Below are 18,515 nucleotides of genomic sequence, written 5' to 3'. Positions count from 1 at the left end.
CTATTAAAAGCTTTTTAATAATTTTAATATATGAAAGAAAAACTACTTTACAAAGCCATTAGAATTGCGGAAAAAGCGCACAGAAAGCAAACCGATAAATTTGATGCGCCATACATTGGTCATGTGATGCGCGTAATGAACGCTGGAAAAACAATTGATGAAAAAATTGTGGGTATTTTACATGATGTTTTGGAAGATTGTCCAGAAATAACTTCCGAAACTCTTCGCCAAGAGGGTTTTGCAGAACATCAAATTTTTGCAATTGAATGTCTTTCAAAAACTAGTGAATTAATGGATTACGATGATTTTGTGAAAAAAGTGGAGCAATCTCCACTCGCCATTGCTGTAAAAATAAATGATTTGAAAGATAATATGGATTTAGTGAGATTCACAAATCTAATGACAGAAAGAGATTTCAAAAGATTAAATAAATATTTGAAAGCGTATCAATATTTAATAGATAAATATTAATTTACAGTTTTCTCAGAATCTGTTAAAAGTAAATTTAATTCTTGCAATTCTTCTTCTGTTAAATCTCGCCATTGTCCAGAAGGTAAATCCAGTTTAATATTCATAATACGTAAACGTTTTAGCTTTTTTACTTCGTAACCAAGATATTCACACATTCTGCGAATTTGTCGGTTTAAACCTTGCGTTAAAACAATTCTAAATTGGAAAGTATCTAATTTTTCAACTTCACATTTTTTAGTTATTGTATCTAAAATTGGAACGCCATTTTTCATTTTTTCAATGAAAGTATGCGTAATTGGTTTATCTACACGAACTAAATATTCTTTGTCATGGTTGTTTCTTGCACGTAAAATTTTATTCACAATATCGCCGTCGTTGGTCATAAGAATTAGACCTTCACTCGGTTTATCTAATCTTCCGATTGGAAAAATTCTTTTTGGATGATTTACGAAATCTACAATATTATTTTTCTCACGTTTTTGATCTGTTGTACAAACGATTCCAATGGGCTTGTTAACAGCGATATAAATTGGTTTCTCAGTATTTTCTTTAATTAATTTACCTTCAACTCGTACTTCATCTTCATCAGAAACTTTCGATCCCATTTCTGGAATTTTTCCATTGATGGTAATTTTTCCTTCTTCTAAAAGTTTATCTGCGGCGCGTCTGGAACAAAACCCAACTTCTGATAAATATTTATTGATGCGTGTTTTTTCCAAAATTGATTTTATTAAATTTAATTAATGCAAAAATACGGGATAATTTTAAATTTAAAAAGACACTTTATTTTGAAAATAAAGTGTCTTTAATTAAAGAAAAATCAAATTTTTATTTTTTAATTATTTTTGTTGAAGATGTTCCTTTATCTGTTTTTACTTTTAAAACATAAATTCCTTTTTTAAGGTTAGAAACATTTGCAGATTTTTCAGGATTTCTAAAAGTTTTTATCAATTTTCCTGAAGCATCAAATAATTGCATTAATTCAACTTTATCCGTAGAATCTAAATTTAAAACATCTGAAACCGGATTTGGAAAGACTCTAACTTTATTTTTAGAATTTGAAACTTCACTTGTTGCAAGAGCGTCTAAATCTTGGATTACAATATTGTCATAATAAGTATCTGTTCCGCCACTAGTATTTGCTAAATCAATTTCTCCAATCCCCACTCCACCAGAATCATAAGAAGTTGTATGAATTACAACACCATTCAAAAGAATTTTCATTGTGGAAGCAGTATAATCAATTTTTAATTCAATTTTGTTCCATTTATTTGCGAGATAAGTTCCAATTGGGGTATAATCTGTATCATTCGCACCGGCAAATTGAAAATTACCATCTGGATCTAAATTTATCTCAACAGCGAAATTTCCATCTTCATCATATAAGTCAAAAATATTATCTGAACCATTTAAAGATGGAACAAATACATTAAAAGAAATGGATGTTCTATCATAAGAATTAAGACTTGTAAGAAAAATACCACCAAATCCGCCATCACTATAATCGATAATTTTCACAGAATATGTCCCATCAGAAGCCTTTTCATCTGATATTTCAGCAGTATCCATTACATCAATATCAGTATCATAAAAACTAGAAACATCATTATTTTGCCCGACCAATTCGCCTAAAACATAACCTTCAGAACTTTCAAATGAAATTTTTGTAGTTTGCGCATTTACGGAAAATACAATTCCCGCAGTTGCAAATAAAGAAAATAAAAGTTTTTTCATAAGTATAAGTTTAAATTAAATACAATAATAGTAAATTATAATTAAAATGGTGAATTTGAGATGACATAGAATTATAAAATAACAATTTTTAAATGAATAGTTTATAATAATTCCGTTTGAATTACAAAGATTTAATAATCTAAAATTTTATAGTTATTTAAAAATAAAATCATTTTCCAAATATTCTTTATTTGCATTTTCTACTAAATAATCTCCAATTTTTGTTCTACGTAAATTGGTTAAATAGGCACCAACTTCCAATTTCTGTCCGATGTCGTGCGCCAAACTTCTGATATAAGTTCCTTTGCTACAACCAACTTTAAAACGAACGTAAGGGAAATCTATTTCAATTTCATCGATGTAAGTAATTGAAATTTTCCGTGTTTTCATTTCTACTTCTTCACCTGCTCTTGCCAAATTATAAGCTCTTTTTCCCTCAATTTTTACAGCTGAATGAACCGGTGGTTTTTGCTCGATTTCACCCACAAAATCATTTAAAATTTCTAATATTTTATCTTCATTTAAATATGAAATATCTTTTTGTAAAATTTCAGGTTTTTCAGAATCGTAACTTTCCGTTTGTACGCCGAGTTTTATTTCTGTGAGGTATTCTTTCGGCGCATCTTGTATTTCTGAAATTTTTTTGGTGAATTTCCCTGTGCAAACAATTAATAAACCTGTTGCTTTCGGATCTAAAGTTCCAGCGTGCCCAATTTTAAATTTTTTAGGTAAATCAAATTGATGTTTTAATTTATATTTTAATTTATTGACAGCTTGAAAGCTCGTCCAATCCAAAGGTTTATCAAGTAGAAAGATTTGTCCGTCTAAAATGTTTTCTTTTGTCATTATTTAAAAATATTCAAATAAGTAATTGTAAATAGTTATGAATGATACAATTTTCTTTGTTTCTGTCATTACATTGAAATCTATACAATTGCTACGAAATGACAAACTTTCTTTTTAAATTCAATAAAAAGATTTGATCAATTAAAAAAATAAAAATAAACCAAAAGTGTGATTCCAACGATAATTCTGTACCATCCCCATGGTTTGAAACCGTATTTATTAAGTAAACTAATGAAAGATTTGATAGCAATTAAAGCCACAATAAATGCAATAATATTTCCCAAGAAAAATAATAAAATATGATGATTATCTGCCATTATCATTTTGTAACCCTTCATCGGATTTAAAGTTTCTTTCCCCCAAGTTTTTACAAAAACAGAATAAACTGTAACCGCCAACATTGTAGGAACAGCAAGAAAAAATGAAAATTCTGCGGCAGCTTTTCGAGTTAATTTTTGCGTCATTCCACCGATGATTGAAGCGGCACTTCTACTCGTTCCGGGCATCATTGCGAGACATTGCCAAAAGCCGATAATGACCGCTTTTTTAATGGACATTTCTTTTTCATCGTGAACAACTGGATTTTTAAACCAATTATCTACAAATAATAACACAATTCCGCCCAAAACCAACATCGAAGATATAGCAATTTGATTTCCTAAAATGGCTTCAATTTTATCATCAAATAAAAATCCTAAACCAAGAGCGGGTAAAACTGCGAAACCTAATTTATAGTAAAATTTGAGATTAGAAAAATTAAAAAACTTTTTCCAATATGCTGCAACTACGGCTAAAATTGCTCCGAATTGTATTGAAACCTGAAACATTTTTAGAAATTCCGTTTCTTGCATTCCCATTAAATTGGCTGCAAAACCCATATGTGCGGTGGAAGAAATGGGAAGAAATTCTGTTAATCCTTCAATGATTGCGAGAATTATTGCTTGTATTGTATTCATAGTTTATTTAAAAAAGTGCTTGTGAAAAAAAACTTTGTCAAAGATTGGAACTTTGACAAAGTGAAATGTCTCTAATTAATAATGTTTTTAATTTTTATTTCTTTTTAGAATAGCGAAAATTTGAATTACAAAACCTGCAATTACAAATAATGGTGCAATTCTAATTCTTCTGATTGAAAAAATAGCTTCGTTCCAAACATTGGGATCGTATTTTCCATCAACTGTATTTGCGTCTGGACCCATCATTAATAAGAAACCCAAAACTGTAACAATTAAACCAATAATCATCCATTTGAAGTTTTTAGTACCAAAGTAAAAGTTTTGATTTTCAACTTTATTTACTTCTTTTTTACCGTATTGATTTGCGGAAAATTTTTTATTTTTTGCCATTATGAATAATATAAATCATCTGCATTAGAACGAAGAAAACGCCAAGTCGCCACAATTGTACTGAGAACTGTAATGAAAATTCCAAGTACAAAAACGCCTGCAATTAAATAAATATATTGATTGGTTTCTTGCACGAAAGGTGTTTTAATATTGGTTGTGAAATAATACCAAACTCCAAATAAAGCTAATAAACCTAAAATTGCACCAACCGCTCCCAAAATTGCGGCTTCTAAAATAAATGGTTTTAAAATGAAACGTCTTTTTGCACCAACTAATTGCATAGTTTTAATAATAAATCTTTTTGAAAATATTTTTAATCTGATAGAATTATTAATTAAAACAATTGCTAAAACTAAAAATAAAAGTGATAACGCCAAAACCCATTTTAAGATTGTGTCTAATTTGCTATACACTTTTGCAGAGTCTGAATCGTTTTTTACATCGACAATTCCAGGAATACTTTTGAGTTGTTTAATTGCTGTTTTAACATTTAAAGAATCCGTATATTCTGGTTTAAGAGAAACCTCTACGGAAGAAGGAAAAATATCGGCATCAAATAATGCTTCGCTATCAACACCTAAACTTTTCTTAGCTTCTGCGCTGGCTTTTTTTCTAGAAATATAAGTGGCTTTCTTTACACTTGGAAGAATTTCGATTTTCTTTAAAGCTTCTTGTTCTTGAGCGGCAACTTTTATAGAATCTTTTGCATTGAAATTCTGATCAAAATAGGCATTAACAACCAATTGTTCTTTTAAGTAATCTGAATATTTTTGTGCATTTAACAAAATTAAACCAAAAAGTCCTACGAGAAATAAAACCAATGCAATACTTACAACAACTGTAATATTACTGGATCTAAGTCTGCTTTTATTAAAATCTTCAACCGTCTTTGCCATTAAATCTTGAATTTTGCGCTAAATTAGAAAAAATCTTCCGAAATTTACGCCAGAATTCTAAAAATGAGTGTTAAGAAATCATAAATATTGAGTTTTAGAAATCTAAATTTCTTAATTAATTAAAATAAATCATTTTGAACGTAAAAGCGAAAAAACATTTAGGGCAACATTTTCTAACCGATGAAGCGATTGCGGAACAAATTGTAGAATCTTTGGATTTTAATAAAGATGAAGTGATTTTAGAAGTAGGTCCTGGAATGGGCGTTTTGACAAAATATTTAATTAAAAAAAATCAGAAAATAGCTTTAGCAGAAATAGATGAAGAATCTATTGTTTATTTAAAACAGCATTATTTAAATTTAAATGAAAGCAATTTTATTGGTGATTTTTTAAAATTTAATTTCTCTGAAATTGAAGAACAAATCGCCGTAATTGGAAATTTTCCTTATAATATTTCTTCTCAGATTTTATTTAAAATTATAGATAATTATACGCAAGTTCCGCAAATGGTGGGAATGTTTCAAAAAGAAGTTGCGGAGAGAGTTGCCGCAGTCCCACGCACAAAAGATTATGGAATTCTGTCGGTTTTAGTACAAGCTTATTACGAGGTAGAATATTTATTTACAGTTCATGAAAATGTGTTTAATCCACCTCCAAAAGTGAAATCTGGCGTTATTAAACTTAAACGAAATTTAACTGAAGGTTTAGCTGGTAATGAAATTTTATTCAAAAAAATAGTGAAAGCTGGTTTCGGACAAAGACGAAAAAAATTAAGTAATTCTTTAAAAGTCATTGGTATTCCAGAGATATTACTAGATCACAAATTTATGAAGCAAAGAGCAGAAGAACTTTCTGTGAGTGAGTTTTTGGAATTGACGCATTTATGGGAGAAATTCTAAAGTTGTAAAGTTGTCAGTTATAAAAAAACACCATTTCAAAATTTGAAATGGTGTTTTTATTTATGATTTTTTTTAATTTATTTTTTTAGTGGAACTTCTTTGGCAGAAGTAGTAATTCCGTGTAAATGTTCATCGGAAGATTTTCCTTTTCCTTTCAATAAATCGTAGGCAATTGCAGATGCCACAAAGATTGAGGAGTAAGTTCCAAAACCAATACCTAAAAGCAACGCAAACATAAATCCGCGTAAGTTTTCACCTCCGAAAATGAAGATGGCTAAAATCACAAGTAAAGTGGTAAATGAAGTATTAAAAGTTCTACCCAAAGTACTTGAAATAGAATCATCAAATAATCCCGCCAAAGAAATGGATTTTTTCTCGCGCAAATATTCTCGAATCCTGTCAAATACAATTACCGTATCATTAATGGAATAACCAATGACTGTTAAAATTGCAGCGATAAAATCTTGATTAATTTCCATATTAAATGGTGCATATCTATAAAATAAAGAATAAGCTCCTAAAATAATAATTGAATCGTGAATTAGTGATAAAATTGCACCTAATGAGAATTGCCATTTTTTAAATCTTAATAAAATATAAACGAAAATTCCGACAATTGCAAATAAGAAGGCTTTTGTTCCACCAGATCGAATATCATCTGCAACAGTTGGTCCCACTTTGGTAGAAGAAATAATTCCGGCGTGATCTACATCTGCAGCTTTAAATTCTTGCAAGGTTAAATTAGCTGGAAGATTTGGTTTTAAACCTTCAAATAATTTAGCTTCAATAGTTTGATCTGCTTTTAATGAAGAATCATCAATTAAATAATCTGTAGAAATTTTAAGTTGATTATTATTACCAAATGTTTTTGCTTCTACAGAACTATCTTTTCCGTCTTCAGTTTTAAATAATTGTACAAGATTTTTTTGGACAGAAGAAGCTTCAACCGGTTTTTCAAATTTCACCACATAATTTCTACCGCCTGTAAAATCAATACCATATTTAAAACCGTTCATGTAAATAGAAACTATACTTCCTACTGTTAAAATAATTGAAAATATATAAGTGTATTTTCTTTTTCCAATAAAGTCAATCCAAACATTTCTAAAGATATTTTTAGAAGCAGCAGTCCAAACAGATAGTTTTTTACCTTTATTTAAACGATTAAAAATCATTACTCTAGATAGTAAAACAGAAGTAAAGAAAGTCATAATTAAACCTATTCCTAATGTAACAGCAAAACCTTTAATTGGACCAGTTCCAAAGAAAAATAAAACTGCGGCTGTTAATAAAGTTGTAGAGTGACCATCAATAATCGCAGATAAAGCGTGTTTAAAACCATCTTTATAAGCTTCTAAAATATTTTTACCAGCAAAGAGTTCTTCTTTTGTTCTTTCATAAATAATCACATTTGTATCAACGGCGACCGCCATTGTTAAAACGATACCTGCAATTCCGGGTAAAGTTAGAGTCGCATCAATGGAATCCATTATTCCAAAAATGAAAAATAAATTGATAATCATCGCAATTACAGCATAAATACCTGCACCGCCATAATAGAAAATGATATAAATAATAATAATAAAGAATGCAATAATAAAGGAAAGTACACCTGCTTGAATAGATTCTGCACCTAAAGATGGTCCTACAACATCTGCTTGAACAACTTTTGCACCTGCTGGTAATTTACCTGCGCTTAAAACATCTACTAAATCTTTTGCTTCTTCAGGAGAAAAACTTCCGGAAATTTGTGTTCTACCATTTGGAATTGCGCCTTGAACATTTGGTGCGGTATAAACTTTACCATCCAAAGTTACAGCTACTTGTTTACCAATATTTTTTTCCGTTAATGTTTTCCATTGTTTAGACCCTTTCGGATCCATTTGCATATCTACAACTACTCTACCTAATTCATCATAATTTACTCGTGCAGATTCTACAGCTCCATCAACTGGCGCTCTTTGTGTGATATTTCCACGAATAGCGTATAAAACTAAATTCTTAGGATCACTAGATTCTGGTTTGTAACCCCAAAGAAATTGAGTGTATTTTATATTTGAAGGTCTTAAATTTTGTGCAATTTTACTATTAAGAACTTTGTTTACAATTGCTGTATCTGATAATTTTACATTTGCTGCACCTTGAGAACGGGAAGTATTTAATTGTAAAATATTAACAAGATTTGTATTTTTAGGAACACCCATAGAATCTCCTTTCATAGCAATAACTTGTGCTAATTGTTGAAAATATGGAGCAACCTCTTGTATTGTTTGAACTTCCCAAAATTGAAGTTTAGCAGAAGATTGCAATAATTTTTTAACACGATCAATGTCTTTAATTCCTGGCATTTCCACGAAAATACGAGCAGTTCCTGGAACTCTTTGTACATTGGGTTGAACAGCGCCTAGTTTATCAATTCTAGTTCTAATAACTTCATAAGCCGTTGCAATAGAAGCTTCTACTTTTTTTCTAACAATCGCTTTTACTTGATCGTCTGTTGTATTGTATTTAATTTCGCTTAAACCTTGATTACCAAAGATTTCTGGATCAGCTAATTTTAAATTGGTTCCTTTTTCTTTATTTACTTTCGCAAATTCTATGAAGAAATCATCAATATAATTATTGGTAGATTTTTTTTGAACCTCATCAGTTTTTTCTAATGCTTCAATTAAAACTGGATTTACAGAATAATTTGTTAAATCATTAATTAAATCTTTCTGATTAATTTCTAATAAAACATTAATTCCTCCCTTTAAATCCAATCCAAGCTTCATTTCATTCAGTTTGGCTGTATTGTAATCTAATTTCTTAAAACCTAAATTTAGTGTGTCTTTTGCAAGACTATCTAAAGTTTTTTTGTATTTAATTGGATTATTTCCAGCGATTGCTTGTGCGCGATTTTCTATTCTACTTGCATAAAATGTAGGTGCGAGTGCGCTTAAGCAAATAAGCCCCAAAATAACCGCGATAGTAACAATAAGTCCTTTTCCTTGCATTGTTTTGTATTTACAACATTAAAAATTATAGGGCGCAAATATACTTAAAATCTTATTAAATATGAATTATTTTCATGTTTTGAGTTGAAAAATAATCTTATTTATTATTTTATGTTTTGTTTTTATTAAAAAAGTTTGAGAGAAATCTCAAACTTTTAAGTGTTTCCTTTGATGAAAACTTGGTGCAGATTGCTATAAATTGTCGAAAAATTTTTATTAATCAACTTTTTAACCGTAATTTATTTTTTAAATATTAGGTGAGATATAATCGGAATGCTTTTCTAAGAAGTAGGTTTTAATTAAATTATAAAATTTTGAAGTGGCTTCTGAACTACTTTCTTTAGAGATTACTGTATTGCTTTTGTTCCCTTTATGATAATAATTAATAGATTTTATTTTAATGGTAAAATCTTTATCTCTAAATTGATAATCAATAATAGTTGTCGCAATTCCCGTTTCATCTTCTAAAGTGTATTTTATTTCTTGATTGTCTTCATTTTCTGAAGTCAAATAAGTTACTTTATAAGCAATTTTCAATACTGTATCAATAAATTGTTTAGAAACTTTTTTTGATGATTCTTTGTTATCACCCACTGCGTAATTTTTAGTAATCATATCATAAGTTGCTCCACTCGCAGAAGTATTTGCAGACCCTCCTTTTGTTTCAGAAACTTTGAGATATTTAAAAAACACCGTAATCATTATATTTTCCAAACTATTATAAACATTTCTTTTTGCTTCTGTGGGATCATTTTCTTGTAATGGAATTCTCTTCCCTTCTTTGGAGATAAAAGCGGCATCATACATCGTTACTAAAACTTTATCATCAAAAAACTGATAACGTAAACTCGCCGTACTCACTGCACCTTTACTTTCATAAGACCATGTTTGTGTATAATCATATTGATTTGATTTGTTCTCAGAATTTTTTACGTATTTATAATCTATCATATCTTTTTCAAAAGTCTTTACATTTTCCAAGACTTGTGCTTTGGTTTGTCCCGTTGTATAATAACCGGTTCTGGTTGCCCCAAAAGAAGTAACGGATATTAAAATTAATAGTAATAATAATTTTTTCATGATAATTTATTTTAAAGTTAAGATTTATTATAAAAATTTATTTGTTCATTTCTGGTGAAATATAAAGCGATTGAAGTGTGATCAAAAGCTTTTGAGTAGTTGCATAATATTTTGCTACAGATTCTATGGAATTATTACCTTTAACCAAAGTTATATCACCTGTTTTTTTGTTGTGATAGTTCATAGATTTCATTGTTAAAGTAAAATCTGTGGGTCTAAAATCATAATTAACAATCGTTAAAACATAGCCACTTTTATCTTCTACTCTATATTCTACATCGTAATTATTACTTTCAGGATTTCCAATATTTCTGATGGTGTATTTTTTTGTTAAAACATTGTCAGAATATTTTTTAGCGAAACCTTTTGCTACTTCTCTTGTATCTGTACTTAAGTAATTTCTAGTTGCAAAATCTTGGGCAAAACTTACCGTAAATACAAAGAAGCTAAAAAGAAATATTAATTTTTTCATTGTTTAATTTTTTCAGATTATTTTTTTTCAAATTTTAATGTTTTCAAATTTAAAATTAGAAAGCTTTCCATTCAATACGTCATTTGCAGTATTTATGAAAACAGCTAAGTTTAACTATTTTGCTGCAGGTGCCATAAAACCAGCTTGTTTATCCAGATAAAAGTTCTTTACAGTTTCGTAAGATTTTTTTCGCCACGCTACAGAATTGTCTTCTGTAAGCGGAAATGATGTTTTACTCGCTTTATCATAATAATTGACGGATTTTAAAGTCAAAGTGAAATTTTCTGGTGTGAATTTAAAATTCATTAAAATTGTTGCAGTTCCTTCTGGCTCGTCTTGCGTATATTCTACGTCGTATGAATTGGAGTTTTTATCTCCAAAATATTTTATAGTAGATCTTAATTTTAAAACATAATCAAAATACATTTTAGAATAATCTTTTGCATTATTAATATTTTCTCCAATGCTGTATTTTTTGGTTACAGATACCTGTGTTGAAAGCGCAGTTATATTATTTTCTCCTCTACTTGTTTTATTTTCGGAAATTTTTAAATATTTAAAAACGTCATCTATAAACTGGCTTTTTGAAATATTATAAAGTTGTACCACATTATTATTTGCATGATTTGGGGTTAATTTTATAATTTTCCCATTTTCATAAACAAAAGTAGCATCCAAAATACATATAATAAGACGATCAGCGAATAACTGATAACGCACTACAGATTTAGTTTGCGCACCTTTTGAACTTAAAGTATAATCAATTGTGTAATCATCATCAGAAACTTTGTTTAAATAAATTACTTGGTACTTACCATTATTTTTATAAGCAGTTTCAAATTCATTTAATACACTTTTCACTTGTGCTTTTGTCTGTCCCGCATTATAATATCTTGTTTCTGTAACTGCACTCAATAGAAATTGGAAACTTAAAAGAAATACCGCGGTAAAAATTATTTTCTGTATCATAATAATCATTTTTAATATTCCAAACTTACAAATGAGATTTCAATTTTAGAATACGGCAAATGCCCTATTTTTAATTAAAAATATTTGTATTTATTTTGTTTTAGAATATGAATTGATGAAAATAATTGAGAATTTAAACCTTCGCCATTTTAGTTTTTTAGGAACATTGATTCTTACAATTTACGCACTCGCAAACCGTGAAGTTTCTGTGTTCTACATGTTATATCTTTTTTGGTGGCAGGCTTTAGTAGAAATTTTAACGCTCTTTGCAATAAGTTGGAAAAAGACTGGGAAATTTATTTTATCTTTTAAATTAATTTCAGATTCTCTCTTTTTGATGGGGATTTATTTTGTTTTTATCATCGTGCTTTTCGGCTTTGTATTTTCATACAATAATGATGATATAATGATAATAAACTTTCAAGTTTTAGGATTTAGAAATACTACTTTTAATATAAATATATTTCTTATGTTGTTTTTTGCAATGCTTAATTTTAATTCTGAAAAACTGAATACTACACTATTTCACAATACCGGAGTTTTTTCCACCAGAATGATAATTTTACACGTTTCTATTATATTAGGTGCGGTTTTACATTTTGGAAGCAAGCATTATTTAGATGAATCTTTTCAGAATACCATTTGCTTTTATATGCTTTCTGCACTTCCTTTTTTAATTATAAAAAGTATTTTTGAGTGGAAGAAGCAACTTTAACTTAAAACAAATCTTCATCAATAAATTTAGCACCTTTCTTTAAGGCTAAATTTTTTAAAATCCGTCCATAGGTTTCTCCTACAAATTTAGAAACATATATTTTTTTCTCTTTAGCGGAACCAGAAGATGCATCGGAACTTTTTAAAGTAATTATATAATATTTTTTATTTTTATCATATAATTTATAAGATAAACTCTTAATATTTCCCCAATTGATTGTGTAAGATTCACTATTATTCAAATTATAAATTTTTATACCAGAATTGCTATAATTCACTCGTTGTTTTACACTTCCTTCAAAAACATCAATCGCTTTTGCATTAAGCCATTGTATATTTTCTGCAAGATTTTCAGAATAAGGATTTACAAGTTCATTACCATTCGTTCTTGTAATGTTTTTTATAGCTTTTATAAAACGATCTCTTGTGTCTTCTGTCTCAAATTTTAAAATTATATAGAGCGGTAAACCTTTCTCCATTTCATCTGATATAAGATAAAGACTTGGTTTATCAACATTTTCATTAACTCTAAAATCTACAATAGTTGCCCATTTAAAACTAGTACTTTTATAATTTCCTTCAATTTTTATATGTTGTTTTGTAAATGTAATGTTAGAACTTGTTCCTTTTTCAATAGTGTAACTTTCTGTACTTGTAATTTCACTTTTTTTGGTATTCAACCAATCTACTGTTTCTGCGATTGTTTGCGCCTTGCTTGTCGTAAAAAGAATTAAGAATAGAAAATAGATAATTTTTTTCATGGCATTTGTATTTAAGTTTAATATTTTATACAGTCATAGAGAATATGCGTGTTTCTGGTTTATTTCGTAACATTCTAAGGTCAAAAGTCATCGCTACATTTCTGGTAAAAGCGCGTCCTTTTTCAGTGATTTTTATTTTATTTTCGGAGATTTCTATTAAACCATCGCTTTCCATTTCTTTTAAATTTTCTATGGCATTCGTTAATTCTGGAAACGCACTTTGTACATCCCAAGAAGTTTCTAATCTACACATTAAATTTAATATATGTTGTCTGATTTTTAAATCTTCTTCATTTAAGATATGTCCTTTTACCACAGGGATTTTGCCTTCTTCTACTCTATTTTGATAAGCTTCTACGGTTTTGTCATTTTGCGCAAAAGCGTACCAAGAATCAGAAATTGCAGACATTCCGAGACCAATCATAAGTTGCGTTTTACTGGAAGAATAACCCATAAAATTCCGGTGTATATTTCCAGATTTTAAAGATTGATAAAGATCATCATGTTCTAAAGAAAAATGATCCATTCCTACTTCTATATAACCTAATTCTTCTAATAATTTTTTTCCATTTTCGTAAAGAATTCTTTTTTCTTCACCACTTGGTAAATCATTTTCATCAAAACCTCTTTGTCCCACTCCTTTTATCCACGGAACGTGCGCGTAAGAATAAAACGCCAAACGATCAGGTTTCAATTCTAAAGTTCGTTTAATACTAAATTCTACTTTTTCCCAATTTTGGTGCGGCAATCCAAAAATTAAATCGTGAGAAACGCTTTTATAACCAATTTCTCTCGCCCATTCTGTTACATTTTTTACATTTTCAAAGGGCTGAATTCTATTAATTGCTTTCTGAACAACTGGATCATAATCTTGAACACCAAAACTTACACGCGTAAATCCTAAATCAAATAAAACTTGAAGATGTTCTTTTGTCGTATTATTCGGATGTCCTTCAAAACTAAATTCTTGATTTTCTGCAATTTCTACGGTAGAAAATAAAGCATCTAAAAGTGTTTTCAAATTCGCCGGAGAAAAAAAAGTTGGAGTTCCACCGCCTAAATGAAGTTCTTTTAGTTTCGGTTTTTCATCAAATAAATTTAAATAAAGTTGCCATTCTTTTATAACACTTTCAAGATACGGTGTTTCTACAGAATGTTGCTTTGTAATTCTCTTGTGACACGCACAAAATGTACAAAGCGCTTCACAAAACGGAAGATGGATGTAAATTGAAATGCCTTGTTCAGAATTGCTTTCTTTAAAAGATTTTATGACTGATTTTTCCCAAGCATTTTCACTAAAACCTTCTTCGTCCCAATAAGGAACAGTTGGATAAGAAGTGTAACGTGGACCGGGAATATTATATTTATCTACTAATGACTTTTTCATAAAGCAAAATTACGAAATATGTTTCGGGTGCTAAATGTTAAAAATCACTTTTTAGGAGATTCTTTTAACTACAAATCGAATATTCGACGATGTCAAAAGGAACAAAAGTTTAATGTTTTAAGAATTACAAAATACTTTTTAAAGATAAAAAAATGTTAACCAAATAATATTAAACTCAAAAAAAGAATTATTTAAGTATTCAGACTTTTTTCAACTTTAATAAGAAATAATTTAAGTTAAAAAAAAACCAAAACTTTTGTGATTTTTGTGGTTTTGAAAAATTTAATTATTAAAATAAGCTTTTAGAATTCTGTCTTTTCCCGCAAAAACCAAATTATTTTTATCCACCCAATCTACAACATAAAGATTTTTTTCATCTGAAATTTTGGTCCAAGTTTTTCCAAAATCATCGGAGTAAGAAATATGTTGATCACCAACTGCGATGATTTCTTTTCCATTTGAACCTGGACGAATTTTAACGCAAGTCATATAACCAGCGTTTTTTCCAGAAGCTTGAATTTGCCAAGTTTCTCCACCATTAAATGTAGTTGCAATGTTATTAATATTATCGGCTTGTTTGGTGTAATCGCCTCCAACTGCAATTCCAAATCTATTATTAAAATTTAAATCTAAAGAATAAATTCCTGTGGAACTTGTTCCATCTACAAAATCTAATTTTTTTACATTGATTCTTTTTCCAAAATCGTGAGAATAATATTGTCTGGAAACCATTCCGCCTGTCACAAACCAAAACTCACCATTTTTAAGAAAAATATTAGAATTGCTTGCCGCAAAAGCAGCTTCTCCATTAATTACTTTCGGAACAACAGAACATCTTAATTTCTCCCAAGTTTTTCCTGAATTTTTTGTTTTTACTAAAGACATGCATTTTCCATTTGGATCACCGAGCGCAATTCCATTTCCATCATTTTCAAATTGCAAAGCATCATAAAAAGCAGTTTTTGTAGTATCTATAAAAATAATTTTAGAGTCTAAAGTTTTTTTATCAATTTTAAAAAAATACGCGGGACTTTCTATATTTATTGTGTAAAAACTATTTTTATCTTGAGCTAAAGTTCTAAACTGTAGTTTTTTATCGGATAAAATAACTTGTTTTTTACTTTCAGTATTTTTTAAATCTACAAAGCCAAATTTAGAATCTGTTCCCGAATAATAAACTTTATTATTAAAAACCTGCAGAGCTCGAATGCTGATTTTATCTTGCAGTAAAGTTTCAAATTTTAATGTTTGACTTTTTAAAAAAGTGATCGAACTTAAAAATATTAATATCGAAATTTTTGTTTTCATAGTTTTCTAAATTAAAAATCCCGCAATTAAGCGGGATTAAATATATTAATTATTATTCTTCTTAACGAGATAGAAAATATAAATTGCCAAATGAACAATTACCATTAATACTGAAAAAGCAATTAAACCTGTATCTGCACCGCCTGCTTCAATATCTAAGTGGTGGAAATAAGCTAAAATTCCCAATAAAACTGTAAGAGCTAAACCACAATAAGATGTAATTCTGTAGGTCTTATTATCGTTTCCATTTCCATCTGCATTTCCTAAAATACTGTTTTTAATTCCTCTGTATAAATAAACATCTAAACCAATCATCATCCAAGCAACCAAACGGATCCAGGTATCAATTGGTAAAAAAACCATCATTCCGAGACAAGTTAAAACTCCTAAAATTGGAATTAATGGAACCAAAGGTGTTCTAAAAGCACGTGGTGCATTTGGTTGGGTTTTTCTTAAAACTAAAACTCCAATACAGACTAAAATAAATGCAAATAAAGTCCCGATGGACGTCATTTCACCAACAACTCTACCCGGAACGAGTGCTGCAAAAAGACTTACAAAAACCAAGAAAAATAAATTGGATTTATAAGGTGTTCTAAATTTTGGGTGAATTTCTGAAAAAACTTTTGGTAAAAGTCCATCTTTACTCATGGAATAAAATACACGACTTTGTCCCATTAACATTACTAAAATTACTGATGAATATCCTAATAAAATCGCAAAAATAATAGTAGTATTCAACCATGGATATTCAGGAACTACAGTTCCATTTACAACACTTCCCATGTGTTCAATTGCAATAGCAACTGGCGCTAAATGATCTCCTCCAGATCCTGCAGTAAATTCTTTATAATTTACCACACCTACCATTACATAAGCGAATATAATATACAAAACCGTACAAATAATAAGCGAACCCATAATTCCAATCGGCATTGCTTTTTTAGGGTTTTTGGTTTCTTGTGCGGCAGTTGAAACCGCATCGAAACCAATATAGGCAAAGAAGACTACTGCAGCTGCTCTAATTATTCCAGACCAACCATAACTACCAAATTTCCCTGTATTTTCTGGAATAAGTGGTGTTAAATTTTCTGCTTTTACATATTTAAATCCAACAAAAATAAATACGAAAACGATTCCAACTTTCAGAAAAACAATAAAATTGTTAACCATTGCAGATTCACTTGTTCCTTTAATTAACACCAAAGACATTATTGTAACAATAAAGACCGCTGGTAAATTAACAAATCCACTATGAACCACACCATTCAAAGTGTAAGTATCAAAAGGTGTCATCATTAATTCTTGTGGTAGTGCAACTCCGAAAGCATTAAATAATTTACCAAGATATCCCGACCAACTCGATGCAACTGTTGCGGAACCAACGGCATATTCTAAGACTAAATCCCAACCAATAATCCAAGCGATAAATTCACCCATCGTGGCGTAAGAATAAGTATAAGCACTTCCTGCAACTGGAATCATGGATGCGAATTCCGCATAACATAATCCCGCAAATGCGCAACCCACTGCAGCAATTACGAAGGAAATCATAATTCCTGGTCCTGCATAATCTGCAGCAGCTAAACCTGTAATTGAAAATAATCCAGCTCCGATAATTGCACCAATTCCAAGTGCTACAAGAGCACCTGCTGAAAGCGTTTTTTTTAATCCTTCCTCAGATTCTGCTGATTCATCTAATAATTGTGATAATGGCTTTGTCTTCCAGATATTCGACATAATTGTTTTTATTTTAATTTTAGAAGTTACGAAAATAGGAAAAAATTACAACTATTAACTTTTTTTAACCAATTTATTGCAAATTTTATCCAATTTTAATTAATTAAAAATCTTTATTTATAAAATTTATTTGCCATTCGTTAAAAGTTTTATCTTTGATGCTATGAATTTTTATGACCTTTTCCTAAAACCTTATGAAAGTTATACGCATTTCCAAATATTTTTAGAATCTACAGCTGCAATTTTCGGAATATTGAGTGTTTACTTTTCTGTAAAAAAGAATATTTGGGTCTATCCTACTGGAATTATAAGCACCATTCTTTATGTGTATATTCTCTTTGACTTTGGGCTTTTAGGAGACATGATGATTAATTTTTATTATACTGTAATGAGTATTTATGGATGGATTTTATGGTCGAAAAATTCAGAAGATAATATCCATGTTTCAATTTCTAAAACCAGCAAGAAAGATTGGTATTTGGTAACTTTTCTTTTTATTCTAAGTCTCGGTTTAGTAACTTTAGTTTATTATTTTAAACCTTTTATAGACAATCGTTTTTCTATAAATAACGTCAATCTTGGACTTTATCATCTAGATTGGGCAAATTGGATGGACGTTTTCACCACTTCATTATTTTTAGTGGGAATGTATTTTATGGCAAAAAGAAAAATTGAAAATTGGATTTTTTGGATTGTAGGGGATTTTATTTGCGTTCCAATGATGGTCTATAAAGGTTTGGGAATAACTTCTGTACAATATTTCATTTTCGCGATTATGGCTATTTATGGCTATGTTGCTTGGAAAAAAGATTTTGCAAAACAAGTTAGATTTTAACCACAAATAATAAAAACTTTTTAATTATATAATAAATTATTTATTTTTTAGACTTTTAAGG

Annotated in this window: 18 protein-coding genes; 4 read left to right on the top strand and 14 right to left on the bottom strand. The window is 29.3% G+C overall.

Features of this window, described 5'->3' with window-relative positions:
- Nucleotides 1–30: 30 nt before the first annotated feature.
- Nucleotides 31–471, top strand: coding sequence for a phosphohydrolase (locus tag ACN0WB_RS03235; RefSeq protein ID WP_417428796.1), 441 nt, complete (start codon nucleotides 31–33; stop codon nucleotides 469–471).
- Here the strand turns inward: ACN0WB_RS03235 and rluF are convergent.
- The 6 genes from rluF to ACN0WB_RS03205 all read right to left on the bottom strand — a co-directional run bounded on the left by rluF (nucleotide 468) and on the right by ACN0WB_RS03205 (nucleotide 5,293).
- Nucleotides 468–1,190: a 23S rRNA pseudouridine(2604) synthase RluF gene (rluF, locus tag ACN0WB_RS03230; RefSeq protein ID WP_417428794.1), complete on the bottom strand. Its 723-nt coding sequence runs from the start codon at nucleotides 1,188–1,190 to the stop codon at nucleotides 468–470. The two genes, ACN0WB_RS03235 and rluF, sit on opposite strands and share 4 nt — an antisense overlap.
- Before the next feature lie 109 nt (nucleotides 1,191–1,299).
- Nucleotides 1,300–2,205, bottom strand: a complete 906-nt coding sequence (locus ACN0WB_RS03225) for a T9SS type A sorting domain-containing protein (RefSeq protein ID WP_417428792.1) — start codon at nucleotides 2,203–2,205, stop codon at nucleotides 1,300–1,302.
- A 153-nt stretch (nucleotides 2,206–2,358) separates the two neighbouring features.
- Nucleotides 2,359–3,051, bottom strand: coding sequence for a tRNA pseudouridine(55) synthase TruB (truB, locus tag ACN0WB_RS03220; protein WP_417428790.1), 693 nt, complete (start codon nucleotides 3,049–3,051; stop codon nucleotides 2,359–2,361).
- Between the two features lie 137 nt (nucleotides 3,052–3,188).
- Nucleotides 3,189–4,007, bottom strand: coding sequence for an undecaprenyl-diphosphate phosphatase (locus tag ACN0WB_RS03215; RefSeq protein ID WP_417428788.1), 819 nt, complete (start codon nucleotides 4,005–4,007; stop codon nucleotides 3,189–3,191).
- An 87-nt stretch (nucleotides 4,008–4,094) separates the two neighbouring features.
- On the bottom strand, nucleotides 4,095–4,397 hold the full coding sequence (locus tag ACN0WB_RS03210; protein WP_417428786.1) for a DUF3098 domain-containing protein: 303 nt from the start codon (nucleotides 4,395–4,397) through the stop codon (nucleotides 4,095–4,097).
- Complete coding sequence (locus ACN0WB_RS03205) at nucleotides 4,397–5,293, bottom strand: cell division protein FtsX (RefSeq protein WP_417428784.1); 897 nt, start codon at nucleotides 5,291–5,293, stop codon at nucleotides 4,397–4,399. The genes ACN0WB_RS03210 and ACN0WB_RS03205 overlap by 1 nt, the downstream gene beginning before the upstream one ends.
- A gap of 134 nt (nucleotides 5,294–5,427) precedes the next feature.
- Here ACN0WB_RS03205 and rsmA point away from each other — a divergent pair, with 134 nt between their 5' ends.
- The gene (gene rsmA, locus ACN0WB_RS03200; RefSeq protein WP_417428782.1) at nucleotides 5,428–6,192 is read left to right on the top strand and encodes a 16S rRNA (adenine(1518)-N(6)/adenine(1519)-N(6))-dimethyltransferase RsmA; all 765 of its coding nucleotides are present in this window, start codon (nucleotides 5,428–5,430) and stop codon (nucleotides 6,190–6,192) included.
- 77 nt (nucleotides 6,193–6,269) lie between these two features.
- Here the strand turns inward: rsmA and secD are convergent, their stop codons facing one another.
- From secD to ACN0WB_RS03180, 4 genes are all read right to left on the bottom strand, one after another.
- Complete coding sequence (gene secD / locus ACN0WB_RS03195; protein ID WP_417428780.1) at nucleotides 6,270–9,188, bottom strand: protein translocase subunit SecD; 2,919 nt, start codon at nucleotides 9,186–9,188, stop codon at nucleotides 6,270–6,272.
- A gap of 246 nt (nucleotides 9,189–9,434) precedes the next feature.
- Entirely contained in the window at nucleotides 9,435–10,268 is an 834-nt protein-coding gene (locus ACN0WB_RS03190; RefSeq protein ID WP_417428778.1) for a hypothetical protein, read from the bottom strand.
- A 37-nt stretch (nucleotides 10,269–10,305) separates the two neighbouring features.
- Nucleotides 10,306–10,740, bottom strand: a complete 435-nt coding sequence (locus ACN0WB_RS03185; protein ID WP_417428776.1) for a hypothetical protein — start codon at nucleotides 10,738–10,740, stop codon at nucleotides 10,306–10,308.
- A 114-nt stretch (nucleotides 10,741–10,854) separates the two neighbouring features.
- A complete protein-coding gene (locus ACN0WB_RS03180) occupies nucleotides 10,855–11,709 on the bottom strand; it encodes a hypothetical protein (protein ID WP_417428774.1) in 855 nt (284 codons plus the stop codon).
- Nucleotides 11,710–11,824: 115 nt separating this feature from the next.
- Here ACN0WB_RS03180 and ACN0WB_RS03175 point away from each other — a divergent pair, with 115 nt between their 5' ends.
- Nucleotides 11,825–12,424 (top strand): hypothetical protein, encoded by a 600-nt coding sequence (locus tag ACN0WB_RS03175; RefSeq protein WP_417428772.1) that lies wholly within the window; start codon nucleotides 11,825–11,827, stop codon nucleotides 12,422–12,424.
- A gap of 1 nt (nucleotide 12,425) precedes the next feature.
- Here ACN0WB_RS03175 and ACN0WB_RS03170 read toward each other — a convergent pair whose 3' ends face one another.
- The 4 genes from ACN0WB_RS03170 to ACN0WB_RS03155 form a co-directional block, all read right to left on the bottom strand.
- Nucleotides 12,426–13,184 carry a hypothetical protein gene (locus ACN0WB_RS03170; RefSeq protein ID WP_417428770.1) on the bottom strand — a complete coding sequence of 253 codons (759 nt, stop codon included), beginning with the start codon at nucleotides 13,182–13,184 and terminating at the stop codon, nucleotides 12,426–12,428.
- A 25-nt stretch (nucleotides 13,185–13,209) separates the two neighbouring features.
- Entirely contained in the window at nucleotides 13,210–14,571 is a 1,362-nt protein-coding gene (gene hemN, locus ACN0WB_RS03165) for an oxygen-independent coproporphyrinogen III oxidase (protein WP_417428768.1), read from the bottom strand.
- Between the two features lie 282 nt (nucleotides 14,572–14,853).
- Entirely contained in the window at nucleotides 14,854–15,879 is a 1,026-nt protein-coding gene (locus ACN0WB_RS03160; protein WP_417428766.1) for a glycosyl hydrolase, read from the bottom strand.
- Between the two features lie 45 nt (nucleotides 15,880–15,924).
- Nucleotides 15,925–17,619 carry an amino acid permease gene (locus tag ACN0WB_RS03155; RefSeq protein WP_417428764.1) on the bottom strand — a complete coding sequence of 565 codons (1,695 nt, stop codon included), beginning with the start codon at nucleotides 17,617–17,619 and terminating at the stop codon, nucleotides 15,925–15,927.
- 163 nt (nucleotides 17,620–17,782) lie between these two features.
- On the opposite strand from ACN0WB_RS03155, the gene pnuC reads away from it, so the two are divergent.
- Nucleotides 17,783–18,454: a nicotinamide riboside transporter PnuC gene (gene pnuC / locus ACN0WB_RS03150; RefSeq protein WP_417428762.1), complete on the top strand. Its 672-nt coding sequence runs from the start codon at nucleotides 17,783–17,785 to the stop codon at nucleotides 18,452–18,454.
- Nucleotides 18,455–18,515 lie beyond the last annotated feature (61 nt).

This window comes from Halpernia sp. (assembly GCF_048269545.1).
GTDB lineage: Bacteria > Bacteroidota > Bacteroidia > Flavobacteriales > Weeksellaceae > Halpernia.
This window is presented reverse-complemented; position numbering and strand designations above follow the sequence as displayed.